Raw genomic sequence first — 15,031 nt, forward strand, 5'->3', positions numbered from 1 at the left:
GGTGGGATCAGTGGGCGGGAGTGGGCGCGGGCCACCCAACTCCGCAGCGACTCACATGCTCAGCATTGCCCCGCACCTGCGGCGTCGAGTCCGCGCAGAATTTCGTTCTGATCGCCGGGTGGCACGTCGTTCCAGCTCGGTGCGGTGGTCATTTCGCTGCGCAGACCCTCGACCGACTTGGCGCGATCGGAGATTCCGGTTTGCTCGAGCGCATCGATCGACGGCAGAAACTGTGTACAGGTCTGCTGGTAGAGCGCTTCACCGGTGACGCCGGAGGTCGCGTCGGTCGGAGCTGCAGGCTCGGCAGCGGGCGCTAACTCGGACGCAGGAGCGGGCTCGGGTGAGGGCGCGTCGACCGTGGTGGTCGCGGGGACAGTCGTGGAAGTCGCAGTCGTCGTCGCTGCGGCGACGGTGGTGCTCGACGCTTCCTCGCTCGTCGGGTCGTTGCTGCATCCGGCAATCGAGACGGCCACGATCAGCCCGAGCAATCCGGTCGCGATTTTTCCGTTCATCGCAACTGTGTACCACCCCGGCGGAACCACCGACGTCAGAGCAGGGTCTGCGCACGTCCGGTGATGGTGCTCAGCGCCGTCGACCAGGCGAGGTTCTTCGGGTCGAGGAATGCTCCGTGCCCCGCTCCTGGCAGGACGACGAGCTCGGGGTCGGTGCTGCCCGCCTTCGTCGATGCGTCGATGTAGACGCGGCTCTGGTTCACCGAGACGGTCTGATCGGCGTCACCGTGCAGCGCAGTGAGCGGAACGTCGAGGGGGAGGTATTCGATGGGGGAGGCGATCTCGTAGCGTCCGGGCACCTCGTTCGGCATGCCGCCGAGGAAGGCAGGCACGAACTTGTCGCCGCCGATGTCGGCTGCCCGCTTCATGTCGAAGACGCCGGCCATGATGGTGGCGCTGCGTGGTCGGATCTTCGGTTCCGCGCCCGGCGCGTCGACCGGCATGAGGTGTCGAGCCGCGACCCATGCGGCGAGTTGGCCGCCTGCCGAGTGTCCGGCGACGTGGACGCGATCGAGATCGAGCCGACCATCGGCAGCATTCTGGACGACGGTTGCCAGTGCCTCGGTGGCGTCGTCGACGTCGGAGAGGGTGTTGGCCCAGTTGTTCGGCCCGCGTCGGTATTCGACGTTCCACACGGCGATGCCTTCGTCGGCGATGGCCGTCGACATCTGCTGGAAGTAGGACAGGTCGAGGTCTTCCTGCCATCCGCCGCCGTGAATCATCACCACCACCGGGAGGGAGGTGGCGTTGTTGTCGGGGAGGTACAGGTCGCCGATGTTGTCCGGTTCGTATCCGTAGTTCAGTCGAATGGGATCCCCGGCCGGGCCCGATACCGGTTGCAGCGCAGCCGAATACGTCTCTGCGGTACTCGGTGAGGAGTCGGTGTCGGCCGAGCTGCAGCCGACCAGCGCGACCGCCAGCAGGCCGGAGAGGAAGTGGCGACGATTCACGCGTGCCGATCCGTCCAGTCGAGCAGTTCGGTGAGCGGCCAGGTGTTGATCACGCGCTCCGCGGGGACGCCGCGCTCTTCGGCTCGGATGCAGCCGTAGCCCTGCCAGTCGAGCTGTCCGGGTGCGTGCGCGTCGGTGTCGATGGAGAACAGGCAGTCGCGCTCGAGGGCGATGTCGATCAGTCGCTCCGGGGGATCCTGGCGCTCGGGTCTGGCGTTGATCTCCACTGCGGTGCCGAACTGGCGGCATCCCTCGAACACCACGGGGGCGTCGAACGTCGATTCGGGTCGGGTTCCGCGGCCACCCTCGACGAGCCGTCCGGTGCAGTGACCGAGTACGTCGACATGCGGGTTGGCGATGGCGGTGACCATACGTTTGGTCATGGTCTTGGAGTCGGCTCGCAGGTTCGAGTGCACGCTCGCCACCACCACGTCCAGCTCTGCGAGCAGACCCTCGTCCTGGTCGAGCGATCCGTCGTCGAGAATGTCGACTTCGATTCCGGTGAGGATGCGGAACGGTGCGAGCCGCTCGTTGAGTTCGGCGATGACGTCGAGTTGTGCGCGCAGACGCTCGGCGGTGAGGCCGTTGGCGACCTTGAGGCGTGGGGAATGGTCGGTGAGAGCGCAGTACTGGTGACCGAGCCTCGCGGCGGTGCGCATCATCTCCTCGATGGGGCTGCCGCCGTCGGACCAGTTGGAATGGGTATGCAGATCGCCCTTCAATGCACCGCGAAGGTCGTTGTCTCCGATGGGTTCTGCCGCGTCTCGTTGCTCGCGGAGATAGTCCGGGACGTCCTGAGTCAGTGCCTGGCGAATGATCAGCGAGGTCTTGGCTCCGATGCCCGTCAGCGAGGACCAGCTGTCTGCCTTCTCGTGCTCGGATCGTTGTGCGGGCGTGAGGGATTCGACCACATCTGCGGCCCGACGGTAGGCCTTGACTCGATGGGTGTCCGAGCGGGAGCGTTCGAGCCAGAAGCCGATCTCTCGAAGTGCGTCCACCGGATCCATGCGGTCCATTGTGCCTGGCGGTACCGACACGTGTTCACGGGGTAAACGGACAAAACTCTCAGGGACTTACCAGGTCGCTCACTCCCCATAGGCTTGAAGCTGCAACTACCATCGGCAGTCATGACCAAGAAATGGTGGATTGTCGGCGCGATCGTCGTTGTCGTAGTGGCGCTCGGACTGTATTTCGGCCCCAAGATCTATGCCTCGTTCGAGGGCGACGACGCACCGGCGGCAACCGTGTCGACCTCCGGCGCGCAGGCCGCGACCACACAGGACATCGACGGACGGTGGATCGTCACTCCGGGCGACGCCGCCAACACGACTGCCGCGGGCTACACCGTCGACGAGTTGTTGAACGGGTCCGATGTCACGGTCGTCGGGTCGACGACCGAAGTCGCGGGCAACGTCGTCATAGCCGACAACACGCTCACCGAGGGACAGGTGGTCGTCATGACCAACTCGATCAGCACCGACAGCGACCGTCGCGACAGTCAGTTCCGCGGCAATATCTTCGACACCGCGACCTATCCGACGGCGACGTTCAACATCGACTCGCCGATCGATCTGTCCGCACTGCCCAAGGACGGCACCACCATGACGGTCACCGCCGAGGGCACGTTGACGCTCAAGGATCAGACACGTCCGGTCTCGGTGGAGATGGAAGTGCTGCAGTCCGGCGACACGCTCATCGCGTCGGGTGCCATTCCGACGACGTGGACCGACTACCAGATCGAGCCGCCGTCACTCGGCTTCGTCACCGTCGATCCGTCCGGGACCATCGATTTCCTGATCAATCTGAATCAGCAGTAGCGGGTTCTCGCGCGGGCTCGGGCGTCCATCCCGGCGGTCCGACGAGATATCCGATGCGTTCCTTCCATGACCGCGATGCCGCAACATCCCGCGCGATGTTGCGGTATTCGTGTGTCTGGAGGGTCCAGATGTTGAACGTGTCGACGGGCTTGGTGAGTCCGTAGTTGGGGCGCTCGACCTCCTCGGCGTAGGTGCCGAACAGGCGGTCCCAGATGATGAGGATGCCGCCGTAGTTCTTGTCGAGATACTGCGGATCGCGGCCGTGATGGACGCGGTGATGCGAGGGCGTGTTGAAGACGTACTCGAACGGACGCGGCAGCCGGTCGATGCGCTCGGTGTGCACCCAGAACTGGTAGGCGAGGTTGATCGAGAATCCGACGAACACCATCCACGGCGGCATGCCCAACAGGGGCAGCGGTAGCCACATGATGACCTCGCCGCTGTTGTTCCACTTCTGTCGCAGCGCCGCGGCGAAGTTGAAGTACTCGCTCGAATGGTGGGACTGATGCGTCGCCCAGATGATTCGGGTCCGATGCGCGATGCGGTGATATCCGTAGAAGAGCAGGTCGACGCCCAGGATCAGGATCACCCACGTGTACCAGGCGTCGGCCGGAAGATGCCACGGCGCGACGTAGACGTAGATCGCCGTGTAGGCGACGAGGGCGAGCGCCTTCCATGCCGTGGTGGTCGCGATGGACACCAGTCCCATGCTCAGGCTCGAGCGCGCATCCCTGGCGGAATAGCTACCGCGTTCACCGTCCTCGAGCTTCGCGGCCGCGATCCACTCGATCGCCAACAACAGTGCGAACGCGGGAATGGCCAGGGCCACGGGATCGCGCAGCGGTTCGGGGAGTGCATTCCACGCCGAACCGATCCACTCGCTCATCGTAACCTCCTGCGTGACAGTTAGAGGTTGAGTGTAACGCTTTTCTGTTCGGTTTCCCCAGGGCTCGTACCGTGGAGGACGGCGCACCAATCGGCCGAGAGAGCGGAGTCGGACTTGTTGCAGAAAATCGCGTCCACGATCGGACAGGTGGTCGGGTCGGCGTTGGGTGTCGTCGGTATCCGGGTCGGTACCGAGGAACCGCCGCATACGAGCCGTCGACTGACCGATGCGGTGGAGATCCGTCGTTACCGACCACGCATCGCGGCACAGACAGTCGTCGACGCCGATGAGGAAGAGGCACGGCAGGAGGGTTTCCGCCGCCTGGCTCGCTACATCTTCGGCGGGAACGGAGGCAAGAAACGGGTCGCGATGACCGCTCCCGTCAGTCAATCGCCGGCAGGGTCGCAGAAGATCGCCATGACTGCGCCGGTATCGAGTACGCCCGGCAGCGACGGGTGGGTTGTCCGGTTCTTCATGCCTGCCGAGTGGACGATGGACACGCTGCCCGAGCCCGACGACGACCGCGTGACGTTGACCGAGGTTCCGGCGGAGACGGTCGCTGTACTTCGTTTCAGCGGTGGCCGCGGCCGAGGCGATGTCCAACCGCAGATCGCGGCGTTGACCGAAGCGTTGCGCGCCGAGGGCATCGAGATGCTGGGTGAGCCGATGACCTGGTTCTACGATCCGCCGTGGACCTTGGCGCCGTTGCGTCGTAACGAGGTGGTCGTGGCGGTACCGGACGGTTCCTGACGCGTCGGGGTGTCCCGCACGTGCTCGCTAATTCCCTACTGCGATGGTAGGAATTGAACGTGCACATCACGGCCAAGGCGGACTATGCGGTTCGCACGCTCGTCGAACTCGCTGCCGTCGGTGGTCAGCGGCCCGCGAAGGCCGAGGCGCTGGCCATGGCGCAGGGCATCCCGCACAAGTTTCTCGAATCGGTGCTCTCGGATCTGCGTCGCGCAGATCTCGTGTGCAGTAGGAGGGGACCCGACGGCGGCTACTGGTTGGCGCGGGAGGCGTCGGACATTTCGGTTGCCGATGTGATGAGAGCCGTCGAAGGCCCGTTGGCGTCGGTGCGCGGACAGCGGCCCGAGGATGCGGAGTATTCCGGTCCGGCCGAGCCGCTCACCCGGGTCTGGCTGGCGGTACGCGTCAATCTGCGTGCGGTGCTCGAGGCGGTGTCGCTGGCGGACATCGTCGACAACGAGCTGCCGGACTTCGTCGGAGAGCTGATCAGCGAGCCGACCGCGTGGGCGCGTCGATGACCTGAGTCACATCCAATGCCGGCTGTGGCGGGATCGACAAAATTGCACACCACTGCAAACTTGCAGAACAGTGCAAGTTCCGTAGGTTGGTAATCGTGACTTCTCCGACTGGCCTTCGCGATCTGAAGAAGGCGGCCACCCGCGACGCGCTCGGAATGGCTGCCGTGCGTCTGGGCAAGGAGCACGGCATCGACGCGGTCACCGCCGACGCCATCGCGCACGAAGCGGGAGTCTCCACCCGCACGTTCCACAACTACTTCTCCAACAAGGAAGAAGCAGTTCTTCACCACATCGAAGTGTCTGCCCTCGAATGGTTCGAGCTCCTGCGCGCCAGGCCGTCGACCGAACCGATCTGGGACTCGTTGCGGCACATCGCAATCGACCTCGTCGCGGACCCGGGCCGGGATCTGGACGACACCTTCGCGGCTGCGCGGCTGATCGAAGCCAACCCCGCCCTGATGGCCCGCAAGCTCGAGATGCACCAATCGCTGACCCGCAAACTCGGCGAAGCCATCGCCGAGCGAACCGGTACCGACATCGACACCGACCTCTACCCCAACCTGCTCCAGATGGCCGTCGGTGGTGCCGTCACGGCAGCACTGAACATCTGGGTCACCGATTCTGCAGGCGCATCGACGCCGAGGGCCCTCATCGAGGACGCCTTCGACCAACTGCGCGCTGGACTTCCCGAGCCGCAACCGTCCGAACCCAAACGAGGAGCTTGACAGTGGCCACCTATCTCTACCGAATCGGAAGATTCGCGTACCGACGCAAGGGCATCGTCCTCGGACTGTGGCTGGCGATTCTGGTGCTCGCCGGAGTGGGCGCAGCGACGCTGTCCGGCCCCACCGCGAACTCGTTCAGCATCCCGGGAACGCCCGCGCAGGCTGCGTTGGATCTGCAGTCCGAGCGGTTCGGCTCCGCCGAGGACCCGCTCACCGCCGTCAGCGCCGAGTACGTGTTCCAGGCACCCGACGGGCAGACGCTGGACACTCCGCAATACACCTCGGCGATCGACGCAACCATCGCCGAGATCGAAAAGATCGACGCCGCCAAACCCGCCGAAGGTGCGCAGCCGCTGGCGAATCCGGTTGCGGCCAATCAGTCGATCATCGAGCGATACACCGAGGCGGCAACCGAAGCGGGCACCCCGGCCGACCAGGTGGCCGCCGACGCGGCAGCCACGTCACCGCTGAGCCCCAACGGCAACGTCGGCACCGTCACCGTGCCGATCAACGTCGAACTCGCCGACGTCACCGACCAGATCCGCACCGAACTCGACGAGGCCGCGCAGCCCGCTCGTGACGCCGGACTGACCGTCCTCCTCGGCGGCACCGTCGCGCAGGAGAACGTCGCGCCCGGTGGTACGTCGGAAATCGTCGGTCTGGCCGTCGCCGCCGTCGTGCTGCTCATCATGTTCGGATCCGCCGCGGCCGCCAGCCTGCCGCTGATCACCGCCATCGTCGGAATCGGTATCTCGAGCCTGGCGATCACCACGGCGTCCGGCTTCGCGAGCCTGTCGTCGTTCACGCCGGTGCTCGCGATCATGATCGGTCTGGCCGTCGCGATCGACTACTCGCTGTTCATCCTCGCGCGCTATCGCCACGAACTGACGTTGACGGACGACCGAGAGGAAGCCGTCGGACGGTCCGTGGGAACCGCGGGCTCGGCTGTGGTGTTCGCCGGTGCCACCGTGCTCATCGCCCTCGTCGCCCTGCGCGTCGTCGGGATTCCGTTCCTCTCCCAGATGGGCCTCGCCGCAGGTTTCGCGGTGTTCATCGCGGTACTGATCGCGCTGACGTTCCTGCCGGCGATGCTCGGCCTCTACAAGGGAAAGGCCTTCGCGGGCAAGATCAAGTTCGTCAACACAACCGACCCGGAAGACCCGAACGCCACGCCAACCAACGGACTTCGCTGGGCCCGATTCCTGGTCAAGAGGCCCGCGCTGGGACTCGTCGGCGGCATCGTCCTGCTCGGTGTCATCGCAGGACCCACCACCGGTCTGTCGCTGGCACTGCCGTCCACCGCCACCGCCGACCCGTCGACGCCTGCACGTCAGGCCTACGACGTCGTCGACGAGGGCTTCGGTCCCGGACGCAACGGCCCGCTGCTGGTCATCGCCGACGCTTCCGGCGTGGCCGAGGCCGATCGCACGGCGTCGTTCGGCAAGGTCGTCGAGACCATCACCGGCCAGCCCGACGTCACCAACGCCCAGATCATCGCCGTCAACCAGGCCGGGGACACCGCACAGATCCTGGTCACTCCGTCGTCCTCACCGAACAGTGAGCAGACGAAGAACCTCGTGGCGAATCTGCGCGACGCCGAACCGGGCGTGGTGGCCAGTGACGGCGTCTCCTACGGAGTCACCGGTCAGACGGCACTCGAGCTCGATGTCTCCGAACGACTGCAGGACGCGTTGATCCCGTACCTGGCAGTGGTCGTCGGTCTGGCCTTCGTTCTGCTGATGCTCGTGTTCCGCTCCATCCTGGTGCCGCTGACCGCAACGCTCGGGTTCCTGCTCAGCGTGCTCGCGACCTTCGGTGCCACGGTGTTCATCTTCCAAGAGGGCGGCCTCGGCCTGATCTCCAACCCGCAGCCGATCGTCAGCTTCATGCCGATCTTCCTCATCGGTGTGGTGTTCGGTCTCGCGATGGACTACCAGGTGTTCCTCGTCTCGCGTATGCGTGAGGAATTCGTTCACGGAGCCGCCGCCAAGGATGCCGTCGTCAACGGGTTCAAGTACGGCGCACGCGTGGTCACCTCGGCCGCGGTCATCATGATCTCGGTGTTCGCCGCATTCATCGCCGAGCCGGACTCGTTCATCAAGTCCATCGGATTCGCGCTCGCCGCGGCCGTGTTCTTCGACGCGTTCGTCGTGCGGATGGTGCTGATTCCGTCGGTGATGGCATTGATGGGCGACAAGGCCTGGTGGCTGCCGAAGTGGCTGGACAAGATCCTGCCCAACGTCGACATCGAAGGTGCCAAGCTGAAGACGGCACCGGAGAAGGACGCCCGAGTAACGGTCTGAGCCGGTCGGCCGAAGATTACCCGCAACACTCGAAAAACGGAGAGACTGTTATCCATGTGTACGAGTAATCTTCGGCCATCATGCTGATTCCCCTGCTGCGCACGTATCTGGCTCCGTACAAGATGCCGATCGTCGCGCTGGTTCTGCTGCAATTGGTCGCCACGCTGGCGGCCCTGTTCCTGCCCAGTCTCAACGCCGACATCATCGACAAGGGTGTGACCACCGGCGACACCGGCTACATCCTCTCGGCCGGTGGCGTCATGTTGCTGGTGTCGGCGGTGCAGATCATCAGCTCGGTCGCGGCGGTGTTCATCGGTGCGCGCGCAGCCATGGGTGTCGGACGCGACCTGCGCGGTGCCATCCTGCATCGCGTCGGTACGTTCTCCGCCCGTGAGGTCGGCCAGTTCGGTGCGCCGTCGCTGATCACCCGCAACACCAACGACGTTCAGCAGGTGCAGTTGGTGATCGTCATGGGGTTCACCATCGTGGTGATGGCCCCGATCATGTGCGTCGGCGGCATCGTGATGTCGCTGCGCGAGGATCTCGGGCTGTCCTGGATCCTGCTCATCGCAGTGCCGGGACTGGCCATCTCGATGGGTCTGATCATCGTCAAGATGGTGCCGGCGTTCCGCTCCATGCAGAAGCGCATCGATGCCGTCAATCGTGTTCTGCGTGAACAGATCACCGGTATCCGCGTGGTACGGGCGTTCGTTCGCGAGGACTTCGAGGTCGACCGTTTCGGGGCGGCCAACAGCGCGCTCACCGATACCGCCCTTCGCGTCGGACGGCTCATGGCCCTGATGTTCCCGACGGTCATGCTCATCAGCAACGTCACCAGCGTCGCCGTCATCTGGTTCGGCGGCCACGCGATCGACGACGGCACGATGCAGATCGGCTCTCTCACAGCACTTCTGAGCTACATCATGCTGATCCTCATGTCGGTGATGATGGCGTCGTTCATCGCGATGATGGTGCCCCGTGCGTCGGTGTGCGCCGATCGCATCAGCGAGGTACTCGCCACCGAATCCTCGGTCGTGTTGCCCGACAAGCCGAAGACGTTCACGTCCTCCCCGGGAACGGTCGAGCTCGTCAACGCCGAATTCTCCTTCCCCGGGGCCGAATATCCGGTGCTGTGCGGGGTGAACCTGCGGGCCGAGGCCGGCAAGGTCACCGCCATCATCGGCGGTACCGGCTCGGGAAAGTCCACTCTCGTCAACCTGATTCCGCGACTGATCGACGTCACCGGCGGTGAGGTACGCGTCGGCGGAGTCGATATCCGTGAACTCGATCTGGACCTGCTGCGCTCGGAGATCGGTCTGATTCCGCAGAAGCCGTACCTGTTCTCGGGCACCATCGCGAGCAACCTGCGCTACGGCAAATCCGACGCCACCGACGCGGAACTGTGGGAGGCACTCGAGATCGCCCAGGGTGCCGACTTCGTTCGGGCCATGCCAGAGGGACTGGAAACACCCGTCGCGCAGGGCGGTACGACGGTCTCCGGCGGTCAGCGGCAACGCCTCGCCATCGCCCGCGCGTTGGTCCGCAAACCCAGCATCTATCTGTTCGACGACTCGTTCTCCGCGCTGGACCTCACCACCGACGCCAATCTGCGTGCGGCGCTGAAGGCAGTGACGCGAGATGCGTGCATGATCGTTGTCGCTCAACGCGTCTCGACCATCATCGACGCCGATCAGATACTCGTACTCGACGACGGAAAGCCGGTAGGTGTGGGTACCCACGACCAATTGATGGCCGATTGTCCCACGTACGCCGAGATCGTCGACTCGCAGCACGCCGTGGGTGCACTGTGACCGCGCAGGTGGAGAAGGCGGAAGAGGAGGACATCGCTCCCGTCTCCAAGACTGTGAAGCCGGGAACCAAGGCCCGCAACTTCAAGGGCTCGTTCAAACGACTGATCGGCCTGCTCGCTCCCGAGCGAGTGCTCCTGTCGATCATGCTGGCGTTCGGTATCGCCAGCACCGTGCTCACCGTCGCCGCGCCCAGCGTCCTCGGACACGCGACCGACCTCATCTTCAACGGCGTCGTCGGCCGCGAGCTCGATCCGGGTCAGACCAGAGACCAGGCCATCGACCAGCTGCGCGCCCAAGGCAACGACTCCATCGCGGATCTGGTGTCCGGCACGAACCTGACTCCCGGAGCCGGAATCGACTTCGGTGCAGTCGGAACCGTACTGATGTGGGTCCTTTTTCTGTATGTGCTCTCTGCGGTGCTGGCCTGGGCGCAGGGATACATCCTCAACATCGCGCTGCAGCGTCGAATCCTGTTGCTGCGCGGCAGTGTCGAAGCCAAGGTACATCGACTGCCGCTGAAGTACTTCGACAACAATGCTCGCGGCGAGACGCTGAGCCGCGTCACCAACGACATCGACAACGTCTCGACCAGCCTGCAGCAGACGCTGAGCCAATTGATCACCGGCATCCTCACCGTCCTGGGCATCCTCGGCGTCATGATCTGGATCTCGCCGTTGCTCGCTCTCGTTGCGGTGCTGACCATTCCGGCGTCGTTCGCGGTCACCGCCGTCATCGCCAAGCGTTCACAGCCGCACTTCGTCGCGCAGTGGAAGCACACCGGCAAGCTGAATGCGCAGATCGAAGAGACCTACACGGGTCACGAGATCGTCAAGGCCTTCGGCCGTCAGGCCGACGTGGAACGCGAATTCGGCGACCGCAACGAGAAGCTGTTCCAATCGAGCTTCCGGGCGCAGTTCATCTCCGGCATGATCATGCCCGTCATCATGTTCCTCGGGAACATCAACTACGTGGTCATCGCCGTCGTCGGCGGGCTGCGGGTGGCGTCGGGCACGCTCACGCTCGGTGAGGTGCAGGCGTTCATCCAGTACTCGCGTCAATTCACGCAACCGCTCACCCAGGTGGGTTCGATGGTCAACCTGGTGCAGTCGGGTGTGGCGTCCGCCGAGCGCATCTTCGAGGTGCTCGACGCCGAGGAAGAGGACGCGGACCCGGCCGATGCCGTGCGACCCACTCAGCGCCGAGGACGCGTCGAATTCGAGAACGTCTCGTTCGGCTACTCGCCCGACCGCCCGCTGATCGAGAACCTGTCGCTGGTTGCCGATCCCGGGCATCTGGTCGCGATCGTCGGACCGACCGGTGCTGGCAAGACCACGCTGGTGAACCTGATCATGCGGTTCTACGAGATCGATTCCGGCCGCATCACCCTCGACGGCGTCGACACCATGAAGATGACCCGCGAAGAATTGCGAGCCCGTACCGGAATGGTGCTGCAGGACACCTGGCTGTTCGGCGGAACCATTCGCGACAACATCGCCTACGGCGACCCGAGTGCCAGCGAAGAGGAAATCCTCGAGGCCGCGCGGGTGAGCTACGTCGACCGATTCGTGCACTCGTTGCCCGACGGCTACGACACGATCATCGACGAGGAAGGCAACAACGTCAGCGCCGGTGAGAAGCAGCTCATCACCATTGCCCGCGCCTTCCTGGCCAAGCCGCTGATCCTCATCCTCGACGAGGCCACGAGCTCCGTCGACACCCGCACCGAACTGCTGGTGCAGAAGGCCACCGCGAAGCTGCGCACCGATCGCACCAGTTTCGTTATCGCACATCGGCTTTCGACCATCCGTGACGCGGACACCATCGTGGTGATGGAGAACGGCAGCATCGTCGAGCAGGGCAATCACGAGGAACTGCTCGCGGCCAGGGGTGCCTACTTCCGGCTGAATGCGGCTGGAGCGGCTGCGCCGCAGGTGCACGGAAATTCGTAGCAGGCTACGAATTTCCACTCACAAGCCGCGGAGCGGCATACTGACGCGGTGAGTTCCTCCAGTTTCGGCTTCGATATCGGCACCCGGCTCGACGGTGAGCTCGGTCGTACCGGCACCATCCACACCCCGCACGGTGACATCGCCACCCCCGCGTTCATCGCGGTGGGTACCAAGGCGACCGTCAAAGCAGTGCTGCCGGAGGCGATGAAGGAACTCGGCGCGCAGGCGGTGCTCGCCAATGCGTACCACCTGTATCTGCAGCCGGGCTCGGACATCGTCGACGAGGCGGGTGGGCTGGGTAAGTTCATGAACTGGGACGGGCCGACGTTCACCGACAGCGGCGGATTCCAGGTGATGTCGCTCGGCGTCGGCTTCAAGAAGGTCATCTCGATGGACGCCTCGCGGGTGGAGTCCGACGACGTCATCGCCGAGGGCAAGGAACGCCTCGCGCATGTCGACGACGACGGGGTGACGTTCAAGTCCCACCTCGACGGCTCCAAGCATCGCTTTACCCCCGAGGTCTCGATGCAGATTCAGCATCGCCTCGGTGCCGACATCATGTTCGCGTTCGACGAACTGACGACGCTGATGAATACCCGCGGGTACCAGGAGAAGTCGGTCGATCGGACGCAGGCGTGGGCCGAGCGATGCGTCCTCGAACACGAACGGCTCACGGTCGAGCGCGCCGACAAGCCGTACCAGGCCCTGTTCGGGGTGGTCCAGGGCGCGCAGTACGAGGATCTACGCCGCAAGGCCGCACACGATCTCGAGACCATCACCGGAGAGACCGGCCGAGGATTCGACGGCTACGGCATCGGCGGCGCACTCGAGAAGCAGAACCTCGGCACCATCACCCGGTGGGTGAACGAGGAACTGCCCGAGCACAAGCCGCGGCACATGCTCGGCATCAGCGAGCCGGACGACTTCTTCACGGCCATCGAGAACGGTGCCGACACCTTCGATTGCGTCAATCCCTCACGGGTGGCGCGTAATGCGGCGATCTACGTGCCGACGGGCCGTTTCAACATCAACACCGCAAAGCATCGACGCGACTTCACCCCGATCGACGACAGCTGCGACTGCTACACCTGCGCGCACTACACCAAGGCGTACATCCATCACCTGTTCAAGGCCAAGGAGATGCTTGCCTCGACGCTGTGCACCATCCACAACGAGCGCTTCACGGTCAAACTGGTCGACGACATTCGCGCCTCGATCGAGCAGGGGCGCTTCGCCGAATTCAGGACGGAGTTTCTGGGTCGGTTCTATGCTGCGAAGACTGCGTGAGCTGATCTTCCAGCTCCGAAATACGCTGTAGCAGTACCTGTTCCCGCTCAGTGGCCTTGCGCTGGTAGACCTCGGACAGCTCCGCGAGGTAGTTCGCGTCGTAGCGGGGAATGATGCTGCGGGTGCAGTTCCAGTCGAAGGCCTCGACGTCGATGACGACGCTGCGTTCGCACGTGGCGGCGACGGTCGTGTCGCCGATCCTTCTCAGTCGGGCCAACAGCTCGGGATCGTCCGCCGCTTCGACGGTACGGGCCCGCCCGTAGAGCTTGAGACGTTGCCGCAGAGGGTAATTCACCAGAAACAGTGCGACGCGGTCATCGTGGTCGAGATTGGCCGCCGTGACGTACTGATGGTTGCCGGCGAAGTCGGCGAAGCCGAGAGTGTGATCGTCGAGGACCTGCAGAAAGCCCTTCGGGCCACTTCGATACTGGATGTAGGGCCACCCGGTCTCGGCGACGGTGGCGATCTGGAACTGATCCAACGCGCGAATCATGGCCTTCTCGCGAGTGTCGAGAGGCGTCGGGCCGTCGTCGGGACGCTCGGTCTGCGAGCCATAGGCGGTGTAGCTGCCGTCGACCTTCTGCCGCGCAATCGCGGCAGGACCGAACATCAAGTGGTGATAGTGGTTGTTCGGCGGCACGAATGAACTCTAGGAGCCTCGGTCTCACACCAGCACGGCGGTAACAGATCGGAACGACGACAATCGTGCAGGTGTACAGAATCGGAGAGTCCGGCGCGCGTGCCGCGTGGAAAGACGTGACAGCGGTCGGTAATGTCTGAGCCCGAGCCGGCCCTGCACGAGCACGAACCGCACGGTGATCTGTCGGGTCGGCTGAACTGGCTTCGGGCAGGCGTATTGGGCGCGAACGACGGCATCGTGTCCACGGCGGGCCTGGTGGTCGGCGTGGCCGCTGCCACCACCGAGCGTGGGTCGCTGCTCACGGCGGGCATCGCCGGTCTCGTCGCCGGAGCGGTGTCGATGGCGCTCGGCGAATACGTCTCGGTGAGCACGCAGCGCGACGCCGAGCGTTCTCTGCTGATCAAGGAGCGGCGGGAGCTGGCCGAGGAACCCGAGGAGGAGTTGGCCGAGCTGGCTGCACTCTACGAAGCCAAAGGGCTTTCGACGGAGACCGCGCAGATGGTTGCGCAGGAACTGACCGACCACGATCCGTTCGCCGCGCACGTGGACGTCGAGTTGGGGATCGACCCCGACGCGTTGACCAATCCATGGCAAGCGGCCGCGTCGTCGGCGGTGTCGTTCATCAGCGGTGCCCTCTTGCCGTTGCTCTCGATCCTGCTTCTGCCTGCTTCGCAACGTATTCCGGTCACGTTTGTTGTCGTGTTGCTGGCTCTGGCATTGACCGGCACCGTCAGCGCGCGCCTCGGTGGAGCGCCGAGTCGCCCGGCGGTGACTCGAATCGTGATCGGTGGCGCGATCGCGATGGCCGTCACCTACGCGATCGGCCAACTGGCTGGAGTGGCCGGGATCTGATCGACCGTCCGGCTGAAGATCGAGGTAACGG

Annotated in this window: 14 protein-coding genes; 9 read left to right on the forward strand and 5 right to left on the reverse strand. The window is 64.4% G+C overall.

The annotated features are described in order from the left end of the window. Positions 1–59 precede the first annotated feature (59 nt). The 3 genes from CH296_RS12175 to CH296_RS12185 are packed head-to-tail and all read right to left on the reverse strand — an operon-like array spanning position 60 to position 2,469. On the reverse strand, positions 60–512 hold the full coding sequence (locus tag CH296_RS12175; RefSeq protein ID WP_094682099.1) for a hypothetical protein: 453 nt from the start codon (positions 510–512) through the stop codon (positions 60–62). Between the two features lie 35 nt (positions 513–547). Then, a complete protein-coding gene (locus CH296_RS12180; RefSeq protein WP_032395348.1) occupies positions 548–1,462 on the reverse strand; it encodes a S9 family peptidase in 915 nt (304 codons plus the stop codon). Continuing rightward, the gene (locus CH296_RS12185; RefSeq protein WP_094682104.1) at positions 1,459–2,469 is read right to left on the reverse strand and encodes a PHP domain-containing protein; all 1,011 of its coding nucleotides are present in this window, start codon (positions 2,467–2,469) and stop codon (positions 1,459–1,461) included. Before CH296_RS12185 ends, CH296_RS12180 begins: the two co-directional genes overlap by 4 nt. 120 nt (positions 2,470–2,589) lie before the next feature. Between CH296_RS12185 and CH296_RS12190 the strand changes: the two genes are divergently transcribed. Beyond that, positions 2,590–3,279: a YceI family protein gene (locus tag CH296_RS12190; protein WP_032395347.1), complete on the forward strand. Its 690-nt coding sequence runs from the start codon at positions 2,590–2,592 to the stop codon at positions 3,277–3,279. Here the strand turns inward: CH296_RS12190 and CH296_RS12195 are convergent. Then, positions 3,260–4,165: a sterol desaturase family protein gene (locus tag CH296_RS12195; protein WP_094684871.1), complete on the reverse strand. Its 906-nt coding sequence runs from the start codon at positions 4,163–4,165 to the stop codon at positions 3,260–3,262. The two genes, CH296_RS12190 and CH296_RS12195, sit on opposite strands and share 20 nt — an antisense overlap. A 114-nt stretch (positions 4,166–4,279) precedes the next feature. On the opposite strand from CH296_RS12195, the gene CH296_RS12200 reads away from it, so the two are divergent. From CH296_RS12200 to tgt, 7 genes are all read left to right on the forward strand, one after another. Then, positions 4,280–4,915, forward strand: coding sequence for a heme-binding protein (locus tag CH296_RS12200; RefSeq protein WP_094682097.1), 636 nt, complete (start codon positions 4,280–4,282; stop codon positions 4,913–4,915). Between the two features lie 59 nt (positions 4,916–4,974). Then, positions 4,975–5,433 carry an Rrf2 family transcriptional regulator gene (locus tag CH296_RS12205; RefSeq protein WP_032395344.1) on the forward strand — a complete coding sequence of 153 codons (459 nt, stop codon included), beginning with the start codon at positions 4,975–4,977 and terminating at the stop codon, positions 5,431–5,433. Positions 5,434–5,519: 86 nt separating this feature from the next. After that, positions 5,520–6,158: a TetR/AcrR family transcriptional regulator gene (locus CH296_RS12210; protein ID WP_094684872.1), complete on the forward strand. Its 639-nt coding sequence runs from the start codon at positions 5,520–5,522 to the stop codon at positions 6,156–6,158. Between the two features lie 2 nt (positions 6,159–6,160). After that, positions 6,161–8,461: an MMPL family transporter gene (locus tag CH296_RS12215; protein ID WP_094684873.1), complete on the forward strand. Its 2,301-nt coding sequence runs from the start codon at positions 6,161–6,163 to the stop codon at positions 8,459–8,461. Positions 8,462–8,541: 80 nt separating this feature from the next. After that, positions 8,542–10,272 (forward strand): ABC transporter ATP-binding protein, encoded by a 1,731-nt coding sequence (locus tag CH296_RS12220; protein ID WP_032395341.1) that lies wholly within the window; start codon positions 8,542–8,544, stop codon positions 10,270–10,272. Positions 10,273–10,280: 8 nt separating this feature from the next. Next, the gene (locus CH296_RS12225; RefSeq protein ID WP_306436980.1) at positions 10,281–12,221 is read left to right on the forward strand and encodes an ABC transporter ATP-binding protein; all 1,941 of its coding nucleotides are present in this window, start codon (positions 10,281–10,283) and stop codon (positions 12,219–12,221) included. A gap of 48 nt (positions 12,222–12,269) precedes the next feature. After that, on the forward strand, positions 12,270–13,508 hold the full coding sequence (gene tgt, locus CH296_RS12230) for a tRNA guanosine(34) transglycosylase Tgt (RefSeq protein ID WP_094646608.1): 1,239 nt from the start codon (positions 12,270–12,272) through the stop codon (positions 13,506–13,508). Here tgt and CH296_RS12235 read toward each other — a convergent pair. Beyond that, complete coding sequence (locus tag CH296_RS12235; protein WP_094684965.1) at positions 13,462–14,118, reverse strand: pyridoxamine 5'-phosphate oxidase family protein; 657 nt, start codon at positions 14,116–14,118, stop codon at positions 13,462–13,464. The genes tgt and CH296_RS12235 overlap by 47 nt on opposite strands. 162 nt (positions 14,119–14,280) lie before the next feature. On the opposite strand from CH296_RS12235, the gene CH296_RS12240 reads away from it, so the two are divergent. Continuing rightward, positions 14,281–15,000, forward strand: coding sequence for a VIT family protein (locus CH296_RS12240; protein ID WP_094684875.1), 720 nt, complete (start codon positions 14,281–14,283; stop codon positions 14,998–15,000). Positions 15,001–15,031: the final 31 nt, after the last annotated feature.

Origin of the sequence: Rhodococcus sp. 14-2496-1d (assembly GCF_002259365.1) — a bacterium.
Lineage (GTDB): Bacteria > Actinomycetota > Actinomycetes > Mycobacteriales > Mycobacteriaceae > Rhodococcoides.

Excerpts from the sequence above, each read along its gene's own strand:
- CH296_RS12175 (WP_094682099.1), bottom strand. The coding sequence starts at position 512 with ATGAACGGAAAAATCGCGACCGGATTGCTCGGGCTGATCGTGGCCGTC.
- CH296_RS12185 (WP_094682104.1), bottom strand. The coding sequence starts at position 2,469 with ATGGATCCGGTGGACGCACTTCGAGAGATCGGCTTCTGGCTCGAACGC.
- CH296_RS12190 (WP_032395347.1), top strand. The coding sequence starts at position 2,590 with ATGACCAAGAAATGGTGGATTGTCGGCGCGATCGTCGTTGTCGTAGTG.
- CH296_RS12195 (WP_094684871.1), bottom strand. The coding sequence starts at position 4,165 with ATGAGCGAGTGGATCGGTTCGGCGTGGAATGCACTCCCCGAACCGCTG.
- CH296_RS12220 (WP_032395341.1), top strand. The coding sequence starts at position 8,542 with ATGCTGATTCCCCTGCTGCGCACGTATCTGGCTCCGTACAAGATGCCG.
- CH296_RS12235 (WP_094684965.1), bottom strand. The coding sequence starts at position 14,118 with ATGTTCGGTCCTGCCGCGATTGCGCGGCAGAAGGTCGACGGCAGCTAC.
- CH296_RS12240 (WP_094684875.1), top strand. The coding sequence starts at position 14,281 with ATGTCTGAGCCCGAGCCGGCCCTGCACGAGCACGAACCGCACGGTGAT.